General features: G+C 60.1%; 9 protein-coding genes. 5 read left to right on the forward strand and 4 right to left on the reverse strand.

The genetic code is table 11. The annotated features are described in order from the left end of the window. Positions 1–701: 701 nt before the first annotated feature. The 4 genes from QZ302_RS05860 to QZ302_RS05875 all read right to left on the reverse strand — a co-directional run bounded on the left by QZ302_RS05860 (position 702) and on the right by QZ302_RS05875 (position 2,570). A complete protein-coding gene (locus tag QZ302_RS05860) occupies positions 702–995 on the reverse strand; it encodes a hypothetical protein (RefSeq protein ID WP_294593563.1) in 294 nt (97 codons plus the stop codon). Positions 996–1,140: 145 nt separating this feature from the next. Continuing rightward, the gene (locus QZ302_RS05865; protein WP_294593565.1) at positions 1,141–1,353 is read right to left on the reverse strand and encodes a hypothetical protein; all 213 of its coding nucleotides are present in this window, start codon (positions 1,351–1,353) and stop codon (positions 1,141–1,143) included. Continuing rightward, positions 1,338–1,535, reverse strand: a complete 198-nt coding sequence (locus tag QZ302_RS05870; RefSeq protein WP_294593567.1) for a hypothetical protein — start codon at positions 1,533–1,535, stop codon at positions 1,338–1,340. The genes QZ302_RS05865 and QZ302_RS05870 overlap by 16 nt, the downstream gene beginning before the upstream one ends. Positions 1,536–1,748: 213 nt before the next feature. After that, positions 1,749–2,570 carry a helix-turn-helix transcriptional regulator gene (locus QZ302_RS05875; RefSeq protein ID WP_294593569.1) on the reverse strand — a complete coding sequence of 274 codons (822 nt, stop codon included), beginning with the start codon at positions 2,568–2,570 and terminating at the stop codon, positions 1,749–1,751. Positions 2,571–2,757: 187 nt separating this feature from the next. On the opposite strand from QZ302_RS05875, the gene QZ302_RS05880 reads away from it, so the two are divergent. The 5 genes from QZ302_RS05880 (at position 2,758) to QZ302_RS05900 (ending at position 11,913) form a co-directional block, all read left to right on the forward strand. Then, positions 2,758–4,017 (forward strand): efflux RND transporter periplasmic adaptor subunit, encoded by a 1,260-nt coding sequence (locus QZ302_RS05880; protein ID WP_294593571.1) that lies wholly within the window; start codon positions 2,758–2,760, stop codon positions 4,015–4,017. Between the two features lie 48 nt (positions 4,018–4,065). Then, positions 4,066–7,275 carry an efflux RND transporter permease subunit gene (locus QZ302_RS05885; protein ID WP_294593573.1) on the forward strand — a complete coding sequence of 1,070 codons (3,210 nt, stop codon included), beginning with the start codon at positions 4,066–4,068 and terminating at the stop codon, positions 7,273–7,275. Between the two features lie 42 nt (positions 7,276–7,317). Next, entirely contained in the window at positions 7,318–8,682 is a 1,365-nt protein-coding gene (locus QZ302_RS05890) for a TolC family protein (RefSeq protein WP_294593575.1), read from the forward strand. Between the two features lie 204 nt (positions 8,683–8,886). Continuing rightward, positions 8,887–11,148 (forward strand): Ig-like domain-containing protein, encoded by a 2,262-nt coding sequence (locus QZ302_RS05895; protein ID WP_294593577.1) that lies wholly within the window; start codon positions 8,887–8,889, stop codon positions 11,146–11,148. Positions 11,149–11,160: 12 nt separating this feature from the next. Next, positions 11,161–11,913 (forward strand): porin family protein, encoded by a 753-nt coding sequence (locus QZ302_RS05900; protein ID WP_294593579.1) that lies wholly within the window; start codon positions 11,161–11,163, stop codon positions 11,911–11,913. The last annotated feature ends 587 nt before the right edge of the window (positions 11,914–12,500 follow it).

A 12,500-nucleotide genomic window follows, 5' to 3' on the forward strand; every position in this document is an offset into this window, starting at 1 on the left:
GGGCCGAGCATGAGGCTTGGCTTTGGGCTGTGTGTCAGGCTGAACTTGTTGGCCGAGCTCCTCGACCCTTTGGGGTCGTTTTAGGCCCCGCCGGCTTCGACCACTTGAACTGAGAGCGAGTAGCGCGATTCCTCACGGAATCGCCGTCCTCGGCAAGGGCGACGCATTAGCGGCGCGTGGGGGGCGCGCCGAGGACGAACCCGACAGAATGTGGTGATAAACGGGCGGTGGGTTGGGCCGAGCTGTTGATCGTGCTTTTGCGGTTCGTAGAACCGCCGGGCCTGCGCGCTGGGCCTTCGGCCCACCCGGGGAGCGCGCAGCCCGAACCCGACAGATTTGGGGAGGTTGAATGGGGAGTGCTTTTGCGACCCGCAGGGTCCGCCGGGCCTGCGCGGGGTATCTTTAATGCCCGGGTCGGACATCGCAGCCCGAACCTGACAGATTTGGGGCGAGTTTTGAGCTGCGAATTGGGCTGGATCTTTGGGTTGATGTGTTGGTCGTGCTTCTGCGGCTCTTTGAGCCGCGCAGTTCGCCGCCACCTCACGCGGCGGGATGCAACTCGACGGGGCTCGTTGCGCTCACCGCTGGCGGCGAATAGTTGTAGATCAAAGACGAACCCGACAGTTTTAGCCAGTTAATGAAGTATTGTTTCGAAGGGTCGGACGCCCGGGAGGTGCTGTCAAGGTAGAGGCTGCCAGTTGTTAGGGTAGCTCCAGTCCCTTGCCCCCGCGGGCCCACCCCTTTTCTTCCGAGAGGCAACGCAACTGAAGACCGTGGCCGCGATTGTGCGCGCGGCTGGGGCTGAGGTCCTGCGAGTTGAACCACAAGAACCGCCCGTCGATACCACTGACCGCAGACGACCAGCTATTGCCGTTGTTGCCGACGCCACCCGGTTCGCCCGAGGCGTAGTTGCGGTAGCCCGGGGCGGGGCTGCTCGGCCCCCGTTTATTCCGAGAGGCAACGCAACTGAAAACCGATAGTGCGGCGGTCTGCACTGTAGGGAGCTACCCAAGTCATTGCGAAATTCAATCCGACCCCGTTCTGTGCGTGAGGAGTTGAAGACCAATTGTAACCGCGCTCACAGAAACTCATCACCATCCCCGCATTGCTTTCGCGGCAGCCCGGGGCGGGACACTCCGTTTATTCCGAGAGGCAACGTAACGGAAAACAGTGGGCGCGATAATCCGATCCGTTGGAGAACAGCCAGGAAGGGCTGAAACTCAAGTCCAGGCCGTAGATGTTGCTTGGGGCGGAAGACCAGACGAACCCGCGGTTGCCGACGTGCCACAACGCCCCCTCATCGAAAGCGCGGAAGCCCGGGGCCGAACGGCACCCGTTTATTCCGAGAGGCAACGCAACTGAAGACCATAGGCGCGGCTGTCGATGTGAACAGGATCGAGCATGCCGCATTCTAAGGCCAAATACATGCCCAGAATCGAACTGACCGTGGACGACCAGCTGTAACCGTTGTTGCCGACGTTCCATAACGCCCCCGTATCCCGATGGCGGTAGCCCGGGGCGGGGACGCTCGGCACTCGAACCGGCCCGCCTCTACCCCAATGCCGCATTAGATAACGGTGCCTCTACCCGCAAAGGATATCTCTACCTCAAAAACCGATCAGGTCTCTACGCCCCCCCCAAAAAAATACCCAAAATGATGGGCTCTCTTTAAACTTGAATGCCGGTTCTCTGTCTAACGGATCGAAAGCTCTCAAGCGAACCGGCGCAAAACCTAACGGACAGGGGGCTTAAAGGTGGTTGTTGCGGTACTCTTTGGGTGAGATGCCTTCGTGGCGCTTGAAGTAACGCCCCAGATAGGACTGGTCGGTGAAGCGGAGGCGATCCGATATCTCCTGGATGGTCAACTCGGTGGACTGGAGCAGGGCCTTGATCTCCAGGATCGCGAACTCGTCGATGATCGTCTTGGCGGTCGTCCCGACGACCTGACGGCAGATACCGGTCAGGTATTTCGCCGATATGCAGAGCTTGTCGGAGTAGAACGAAACTTCGCGCTCGACGCCGGCGTACTCGTGTACCTGGGCGATGAATTTCTTGAAGAGCTCTTCCTGGCGGTTGCCGCCCACGATCTCGCGACCGCCGAAGACGCGGTACGATTTGTCGTAGATCTCCAGCAGCAGGCAACGCAACAGCTGCTGGGCGATCGCGGTCTGGAAACGGTTCTCGCTGTCGGCGTAGACGGAGGAGGCGCTCTGCATCAGGGAGCGGATGGTCGAGGTGTAGATGGTAGGGTCGGTGTAGCAGGGGTGCTCTTTCAGGAAGGTGAAGAAGCCGAGCTCCAGCCGCATGGAGGCCTGGCCGAACATCTCGCGGGTAAAGCTGAAGAGCGAGACGGTGCAGTCGGAGCTCGCCTCTTCCAGCCGGACGATCGAGCCGGGAAGCAGGACGAGGTAGGTGTCGGGCCGGATCTCATAGGATTTCAGGTCGATCCGGATGGTGGCGTGACCGCTCAGGCCGATTAGAAAAAGGCCGCCTTCTAATTTCCGAAGGCGCGAGGCGGTCGGTTTCAGCGGGCTGGAGCCTGCAAAAAAGGTGTTTTGAACTAGAAGCATTTCCGAATTTGGCCATTTCATAAGTGTTCGATTGGGCTGATCGGCAACAAAAATAGCGTTTTCCGGAAAATGGCCGGACGGGGGTGTTCCGAAAAAGACCAAAACTAAAGACGTTTAATCGGTTTTTCTTCGGACGAAAAATGTATCTTTGCACTCTTAATATACAAATCCAAACAGGAACGCAGCTATGAACGAAAAGTTTAGCATGATGATGAAACGGATGGGTCTGATGGCTCTCTGTTGTGCGGCGGCCGTCGGGTGTCAGCAGGCTCCGCCGGCGCAAATGGTGGCGCAATATGAGGTGTTGACGGTAGAGCCGACGGACCGGACGCTGTCGAGCGTCTATTCGGCGTCGATTCGGGGGAGACAGGATATCGATATTTATCCGCAGGTGGGGGGGACGCTCACGCAGGTGGCGGTGAAGGAGGGGCAGCGGGTCAAAAAGGGACAGACGCTCTTCGTGATCGACCAGGTGCCGTACCGCGCGGCGTTGCAGACGGCGACGGCGAATGTGGCGGCGGCGGAGGCGCAGCTGGCCACGGCGCAGTTGAATTACGACAGCCGGCAGGAGCTGTTCAAGGAGAATGTCGTGTCGGAGTTCGATATGAATACGGCCAAGAATACGCTGCTGGCGGCTAAGGCGCAGCTGGCGCAGGCCAAGGCGCAGGAGGTCAATGCGCGGAACAGTCTGTCGTACACGGTGGTGAAGAGTCCGTCGGACGGGGTGGTCGGAACGCTGCCTTATCGGGTGGGGACGCTGGTGAGTGCCAATATGCCGCAGCCGCTGACGACGGTGTCGGATAATTCGGACATGTACGTCTACTTCTCGATGACGGAAAATCAGCTGCTCGACCTGATCCGGGAGTACGGGTCGAAGGATGCGGCGCTGAAGCAGATGCCGGAAATTACGCTGACGTTGAGCGACAAGTCGACCTACGCGCAGGGCGGGAAGATCGAAACGATCAGCGGGGTGATCGACCGCGCGACGGGGGCGGTGAGCCTCAGGGCGGTCTTCCCGAACAAGGAGGGGCTGCTGCACTCCGGAGGGACGGGGAATGTGGTGGTGCCGGTCACGCGGACGGGGGTCGTGGTGATTCCGCAGTCGGCGACGTTCGAAATTCAGGACAGACGGTTCGTCTACAAGGTGGTGGACGGAAAGGCGCAGGCGACGCCGGTGCAGGTGACGAGGGTCGACGGCGGACGGGAGTTTATCGTGAACGAGGGGCTGGTGCCGGGCGATGTGATCGTGGCGGAAGGGGTCGGCTTGTTGCGTGAGGGGACGCCGATCGTGCCGAAGGGACAGCAGGCGGCTCAACCGCAGCAACAGCAACCGCAGGAGTCTCAGGCGCAACAACCGGAGGCGCGGCAGGAAACGCCGGCGCAGGAGTCGAAAGCTCAGGATGCGGCCAAGGCGGAGGCCATTCGGCGGCATACGGATAAGGAATAATCATTCGGAGGAGAGGAGTCTCAAATATCAACGGGGAGGAATAATTGCATGAATCTTAGAAAATTTATCGAACGACCGGTCTTGTCGGCCGTGATCTCGATTACGATCGTCGTGGTGGGGATCATCGGGCTCTTTACGCTGCCGGTCGAACAGTATCCGGATATCGCGCCGCCGACGATTCAGGTGAGCGCCACCTATTTCGGGGCGAGTGCCGAAACGTTGCAGAAGAGTGTCGTGGCGCCGCTGGAGGAGGCGATCAACGGGGTGGAGGATATGACCTACATGACGTCGACGGCTTCCAATGCGGGGACGGTCTCCATTACGGTCTACTTCAAACAGGGGGTCGATCCGGACATGGCGGCGGTCAATGTCCAGAACCGGGTGGCACGGGCGACGGGGCAGCTCCCGGCGGAGGTGACGCAGGTGGGGGTGACCACTTCGAAGCGACAGACGAGTATCTTGCAGATGTTCGCGCTCTATAGCCCGGACGATACGTATGACGAAACGTTCCTGGCAAACTACCTGACGATCAACCTCAAACCGGAAATCCTCCGGATCACGGGGGTGGGGGACCTGATGGTGCTCGGGGCGGATTACAGCATGCGGATATGGATGAAGCCGGACGTGATGGCGCAATATAAGCTCATCCCGTCGGATGTGGCGCAGGTGCTGGCGGAACAGAATATCGAGGCGGCGACGGGGTCGTTCGGTGAAAATTCGGACGAAACGTACCAGTATACGATGAAGTACCGCGGGCGCCTGGTGACGCCGGAAGAGTTCGGCGAAATCGTCGTCCGGTCGACGGAGGACGGAGAGGTGCTCAAACTCAAGGATATCGCGGATATCGAGCTGGGGCAGGAGAGTTATGCGTTCCACGGGAAGCTGAACGGACATCCGGGGATCGCTTGTATGGTCTTCCAGACGGCGGGGTCGAATGCTACGGAGGTCAATCAGAAGATCGATGCGTTCCTGAAGGAGGCGGCCAAGAGTTTCCCGAAGGGGGTGGCGATGACGCAGCTCATGAGCTCGAACGACTTCCTCTTCGCTTCGATTCACGAGGTGATCAAGACGCTGATCGAGGCGATTATCCTCGTCACGCTGGTGGTCTATGTCTTCTTGCAGGATTTGAGGTCGACGTTTATCCCGCTCATCGGGATTATCGTCTCGCTGATCGGGACGTTCGCATTCATGGCGCTGGCGGGGTTCTCGATCAACCTGATTACGCTCTTCGCGCTGGTGCTGGTGATCGGGACGGTGGTGGACGACGCCATTATCGTCGTCGAGGCGGTGCAGGCGAGGTTCGATGTGGGGTACCGGTCGTCGTATATGGCAAGTATCGATGCCATGAAGGGGATTAGCGGGGCGGTGATCACCTCGTCGCTGGTCTTTATGGCGGTCTTTATCCCGGTCTCGTTCATGGGGGGGACGTCGGGGACGTTCTACACGCAGTTCGGGTTGACGATGGCGGTGGCGGTCGGGATATCGGCGGTCAATGCGTTGACGCTCAGTCCGGCGCTGTGCGCGCTCCTGCTCAAACCGTACACCAATGAGGACGGCAGTTCGAAAAACAACTTTGCGGCGAAGTTCCGGAAGGCGTTCAATGCGGCGTTCGGGACGATCAGCGAAAAGTATAAGAAAATCGTGCTGGTCTTCGTGAAACATCGCTGGCTGACGTGGGGGCTGCTGATCTGCTCGGTGGCGGCGCTGGTCTACCTGATGGAGACGACCAAAACGAGTCTCGTGCCTCAGGAGGATCAGGGGACGATTATGGTCAATGTCAGCACGGCGCCGGGGAACTCGCTCCAGACGACCAATGAAATCATGGGCCAAATCGAACAGCGGCTGCTGACGATTCCGCAGGTGCAGAATTTGCAGGTGGTGTCCGGGTACGGGCTGATCTCGGGACAGGGGAGCTCGTTCGGGATGGCGATCGTCAAGCTCAAACCGTGGGACGAACGGGAAAAGAAGGAGGATGCGGTCGATGCGGTGATCGGACAGATCTATGCCCGGACGGCGGATATCAAGGATGCGCAGGTCTTCGCCATGTCGCCGGGGATGATCCCGGGCTACGGGATGGGGAACTCGCTCGATATCCAGATGCAGGACAAGGCGGGCGGAGATATCAATACGTTCTACGGAACGGTGCAGCAGTTCCTCGGGGCGCTCAACCAGCGGCCGGAGATCGCGATGGCTTACTCGACGTTCGACGTGCGCTATCCGCAGTGGATGGTGGATGTGGACGCGGCCAAGTGCAAGCGGGCGGGGACGACGCCGAATGCGGTGCTGAGCACGCTGGCGGGATACTACGGGGGACAGTATGTCTCGAACTTCAACCGCTTCTCGCGGGTGTACAGGGTGATGATGCAGGCCGATCCGAAGCACCGGATGGATGAGAAGTCGCTCGACAATACTTTCGTGCGGCTGGCTAATGGCGAAATGGCGCCGCTGTCTCAGTTTGTGACGCTGACGCGCGTGTACGGGGCGGAAACCTTGAGCCGGTTCAATATGTACAACTCGATTGCGGTGAGTGCGATGCCGGCGGAGGGATATAGTACGGGGGATGCTATTCGGGCGGTCGAGGAGACGGCTGCGGCGGCACTGCCGATCGGATATGGGTACGACTTCGGCGGGATTACGCGCGAGGAGAGCCAGCAGAGCGGACAGACGGGGATTATCTTCGCGATCTGTTTCCTGATGGTCTACCTGATCCTGTGCGCGTTGTACGAAAGTTTCGTCGTGCCGTTCGCGGTGTTGCTCTCGGTGCCGTGCGGGCTGATGGGGACGTTCCTCTTCGCCAAAATCATGGGCCTGGAGAACAACATCTACTTGCAGACGGGGCTGATCATGCTGATCGGGCTGATCGCCAAGACGGCGATCCTCCTCACGGAGTATGCCACGGAACGCAGGCAGGCGGGGATGAGTCTCATCGCTTCGGCGGTCAGTGCGGCCAAGGCGCGTCTGCGGCCGATTCTGATGACGGCATTGACCATGATCTTCGGTATGTTGCCGCTGATGGCGGCTACCGGGGTCGGTGCCAACGGGAACCGGTCGCTGGGTAGCGGTGTCGTCGGCGGGATGGTGATCGGGACGCTCGCGATGCTCTTCGTGGTGCCGTCGCTCTTCATCGCCTTCCAGTGGTTGCAGGAGAAGATCAAACCGTTGCAGACGGAACCGACCGAGGACTGGCAGATCCAGGAAGAGATGGAGGAGACCGAAAAAGAGTTGAAGGAGGCCGGAATCGATACGTCGAAAAAGTAGTGACGCGACGGAGTGCGTTCAAAACCAAGTAAATTCCAACGTATGAAGAGAATCATCGCGATGTCGGCGGCTACTCTGATCCTGAGCGGCTGCGGCATCTATAAAAAATATCAGCCGACGGAGGAGGTGCCGGAGGGTTTGTACGGGGCAGGGCTGTCGGAGGGGAAGGATACGACCAATTTCGGGAACTTGTCGTGGAGGGAGGTCTTTACGGACCCGTATCTGCGGGACCTGATCGACTCGGCGCTGGTGAGGAATACGGATATGCGGACGGCGACGCTGAGGGTGGAACAGGCCGAGGCGGGGCTCAGGGCGGCGAGGTTGTCGTACCTGCCGTCGATCGCCTTCACGCCGGAGGCGGCGGTCAGCAGCGTCGATACCAAACGGGCGGTGCAGACGTACAACATTCCGGTGGCGGCGAGCTGGGAGATCGACATCTTCGGCAAACTGACCAATGCCAAACGCAAGGCGAAGGCCGGCTTCGAACAGAGTCAGGAGTACGAGCAGGCGGTGAAGACGGGACTGGTGGCGGGGGTGGCCAATGCGTACTACACGCTTTTGATGCTGGATGCGCAGCACCGGATTGCGGTCGAAACGGAGGCGATCTGGAAACAGAGTGTCGAAACGACCCGCGCGATGAAAAAGGCGGGGATGGTGACCGAGGCGGCGCTGGCCCAGACGGAGGCGACCTATTACGGGATTTGCACGCAGGTGCTCGATCTGGCCGAAAAGATCAACCAGGCGGAGAATTCGATCAATCTCCTGCTGGCGCGGACGCCGCAGGGGATTGCGCGGGGACGGCTCGCGGAACAGCGGATGCCGGAGACCTTCTCGGTGGGGGTGCCGATCCAGATGCTGGCCAACCGGCCGGATGTGAGGGCGGCGGAACTGTCGCTGGCGCAGGCTTTCTATACGACTAACGCGGCAAGGGCGGCGTTCTATCCGAGTATCACGCTTAGCGGGAGCGCGGGGTGGACGAATAGTGCGGGAAGCATGATCGTCAATCCGGCCAAGTTCGTCGCGTCGGCGGTGGCGCAGCTGATGCAGCCGATCTTCGCACGGGGAGCCAATCGGGCCAACCTCAAGATCGCCAAGGCGGAACAGGAGGTGGCGCAGCTGACGTTCGAACAGACACTCTTGCAGGCGGGGGTAGAGGTGAACGAGGCGGTGGAACAGTATCAGACGGCGAAGGAGAAGGCGGACTACTACGAAAAACAGGTGGCGTCGCTGGAGACGGCGACGAAAAGTACGCAGTTGCTGATGAAGCACGGCAATACGACCTATCTGGAGGTGCTGACGGCGCAGCAGACGCTGCTGACGGCGCAGCTCAGCCGGGTGGCCAACCGTTTCTCGGAGATTCAGAGCATGATTACCCTCTACCGGGCGCTCGGCGGGGGACGGATGTAGGCGTCGGATTTATGCGGCGGGGGAGCTTTCTGCTTCCTGCGCCGGGACGGCGACCGGCTTGAGGGCATGGCTTTCAGGGCGGTCGCCGTTCCGTTTTCGGGGCGGTCGTCTCCGGCTTCTTAGGGGAGGCGGTTTGCGAGGGACAGCGGCCGGGCGGGAAAATATACCTATATTTGTTGTTCGGACGGGGGCGGCGAGACGGGAATGGGATGCGGGGAGGCTGTTGCGGCGGAGGAACCGAATGCCGTTGCGGCGGGGATCGGTGTGGCGGGGGACGTGTTGGCCGTCGCGGCGTTGGCCGGTGTGGTGGGACGAAAATTTTACGGAAACAAAGAGGATTATACGCGGATGAGAGAGTTTCGGATACGCGATCTGTTGTTCGTGCTGCTCGGTTGCACGATCTTCGTGCGGTGCGCTTCGATTGCGCAGCCGCAGGGAGGGCCGCGCGACTCGTTGCCGCCGCTGGTGGTCGGGACGGTGCCGATGCAGCGGACGGTGAATTTCGACGGGAAACGCATCGTGCTGAATTTCAACGAATATGTCGCTCTGCGAGACCAGCAGAAGGAGATGCTCGTCTCGCCGCCGTCGCCGACGGGAAAGCAACCGCAGCTGACGGTAAAGGGGAGGTCGATCGTGGTCGATTTCGAGGAGAAACCGGACAGCGGGACGACTTATCGGATCGATTTCGGAAACTCGATCGCCGATAACAACGAGGGGAATCGGCTGGGAAACTACGCCTTTATCTTCTCGACGGGGGCGGAGCTGGATACGCTCATCATGAGCGGTTTGGCGGTCGATGCGCAGACGAGGGACTCGGTGGTCGGGGCGATGGTCTTCTTCTTCGATGCGGAGGCGGACTCGGCGGCGTACGATTCGGTGATGTTCAACGCGCGGGCGAGGGCGATCTTCCGAACGGACAGTTCGGGGCTGTTTCTGGCCGATATTCTGCGGGATCGGGATTACCGGATCTATGCGATGCTGGACAAGAACGGGAATCAACGCTATGAACCGGGAAAGGACTATATCGCGATGCTCGATTCGGTCTACAACCCGACGCGGATGCCGGATTTCGATATGTGGATCGACCCGGCGGAGGGACGGCGAGGCCCGAGGAGACGAATCGAACCGCCGCAGCTGGTGTTCGAACTCTTCCTGGAGGAGCCGAAGCAGAGGACGATGATTCTGGAGCAGAAACGGCCGATCAGGCAGCAGTTGCAGATCGTCTTCAACAACAGGGAGCGGCAGCGGATCGTCTCGTTCGTGCCGGAGGGGATCGATTCGACGTGGCTGAGGAGGGAGGACGGGATCAAGGGCGATACGGTCTGGTACTGGATCGAACCGCCGACGAAACAGGAGGCGGAGCTGTTGCCGGATACGGTGAGGGTCAGGATCGAGTATATGACGCAGGACAGTGTCTGGCAGCCGCAGGTGCGGCGCGAGACGCTCTCGTTCGTGCATCGGGTCTTCGACCGGAATGCGCCGCGAAGGGTGCAGCGCTCGAATACGGCGTATGCGGACAGTGTCCGGAAGGTGCGCGAGGAGCGGCGACGGGCGAAACGGGCTGAGCGGTTGCAGAAAAAATGGATCAGGGTGGCGAGGGTGATCAGCCGGCGGAGGGGCGATCCGAAACGGACGGATGCGGAGCTGCTGGCGGACAGTACGCTCTTCAAACAGGTGGATGTCGATACGACGCAGGTCGAAAAACCGAAACGGGGGGAAGAGGAGGCGGGGGCGCCGAATCTGTTCGGGTTCAATGTCCTGGCGGATAATCCGTTGATTCCGGACAACCATATCCGGATGGTGTTCGACTATCCGTTGCGGAGGGTGGACAGCAGCCGGATTCGGCTCACGAGGCTCACGGCGGGGGCGGCGGCGCTGCCGAGCCGAGACCGGCAGACGGTGGCCACGGAGGCGACGGTGCAGAAGGTCGAACAGCCGGAGGCTTTCACGGTCGATTTCGATACGGTTTCGCGACGCATGCTGACGATTCGGGCGGACTGGAGGCCGGACGAGGAGTATGCGCTGCTGATTCCGGATAGTGTCTTCCTCGATGTGGCGTTCCAGGCGAACGATACGCTGAAATCGACGTTCCGGGTGGCGGATACGAGCCGGTTCGGAACGGCGATCATCCGGTTGTCGGGCCTTGCGGAGGGGGATAGTGTGCCGGGGACGGAGTATATTCTGGAGTGGCAGACGAGGGACGGTAAGACGGTGAGGAGGGTGACGCATGCGGTGAGGGGAGGGGTCTATAAGTTGCAGTATCTGCCGCCGAATCGCTATCGGCTCCGGGTGACGGAGGATCGCAATGGAAACGGGGAGTGGGATACGGGCAGTCTGGTCGATCGGAGGCAGCCGGAGAGGATCCGTTTCTGGGAGCATCCGGTCTCGGGGCGGGATATTCTGGCGAAGGAGAATTGGGATGTGGGGGTGGAGGTGGAGGTGGATGAATTGTTCGGGCGGTTTTGATGATACATGGGAATGAAAATCAATAGGTTGAAATATCTGGTCTGGTCTGTGGCCGTCGCTCTGGGGGCGGGCTGCGGGACGGTGAGGGGGCAGGAGCGGGGGGTGCCGTCGGAGACGCTCAGCGCGGCCTGGGCGCCGGTCAAGGTGGATCACTATATCGGTGTGAGGGGGGGATATGCGATGGGGTCGATCCGGTTCGAACCGACGAGGCAGACGAAAATGAAGATGGGGCTGATGGTGGGGGGGATTTCCTATAAGTTCGATGTCCCGGCGCAGAAGTATGTGGGGTGTATCGAGGCGGATATCAACTGGTCGCAGAAGGGGTACAGGGTGCATCGCTATTTCGATTCGGAGGAGGTGTCGGAACGGGTCTGGAGTGTGATCGAGGTGCCGATTCTCTGGCAGCCGTATCTGCCGTTGGGTAAGGGGGGATCGAGGTTCTATCTCAGCGCGGGGCCGTATGTGAGCTATGCGCTCGATTCGCGCTTCAGGGAGTTCAACGAGGTGACGGGGGAGGTGATCGAGAAGGGAAAGTATGAGTATGATCCGACGAGGGACAATCGCTGGGAGTACGGGGTGACGTTCGGGGCGGGGTTTCTGGTGGCGATCCGGCGGTTTTCGATCTCGGCGGAGTTTCGCTATAACATCGGGTTGTCGGATGTCTATAAGGGGGTGACGAAGTATGAGGGCAATCCGTTCCGGTCGCCGGCGGATCAAATGGCGATTACGCTGGGGGTGAATTACAAAATCAGGATGCACAAGTAGGGCGACTCTGTGGCGTGAGGGGCTTGTTTGGGCTGACACAGCCGATTGGCCGCGGCGGGGCACGTCATGGCGCGTGAACACCGGGTTGGGCCACCGGCAGCTTGAGGATGCGTAAGCATCCGTCTAAAGTTTCTTTGGTTCTTTCTGTTCACAACCGACGCTGCCAGCGAGTGCAATGCAAACGCAGTTTGCGAATTGCCGAGCTGGCGAGGAGGAAGGCGAAGCCAAAAGGAACAGTTCTATCCGGGGCAGTGATCAGACCGCGCGCGATTGCTGAAGTGGGAAATCGTCAAAATGTGCTGGCGCGTTTTGACAAGATTTCCCCCGGCGCGTGAACAAAGTGGGGTAGAGGCTGGTAGTTGAAATGCGTAAGCATTTCCCGTCCACGGGACGTGGGGCCTGCGCGGCCCGAGCGCAGTTTCCTCAAACTAAATCGCGCGCCCCGCCAAAAGAGGGAAATCGTCAAAATGTGCTGGCACGTTTTGACAAGATTTCCCCCCAGGCGCGCGAAAAACTTGACCCCATCCACGAAAAATCCGTCGCCCGCCCGCCTAATAGAGCATATTCTGCCGGTTGGCGGAGAGCCA

It is taken from the genome of uncultured Rikenella sp., from assembly GCF_910579375.1.
In the GTDB taxonomy this organism is placed as follows: Bacteria; Bacteroidota; Bacteroidia; order Bacteroidales; family Rikenellaceae; genus Rikenella.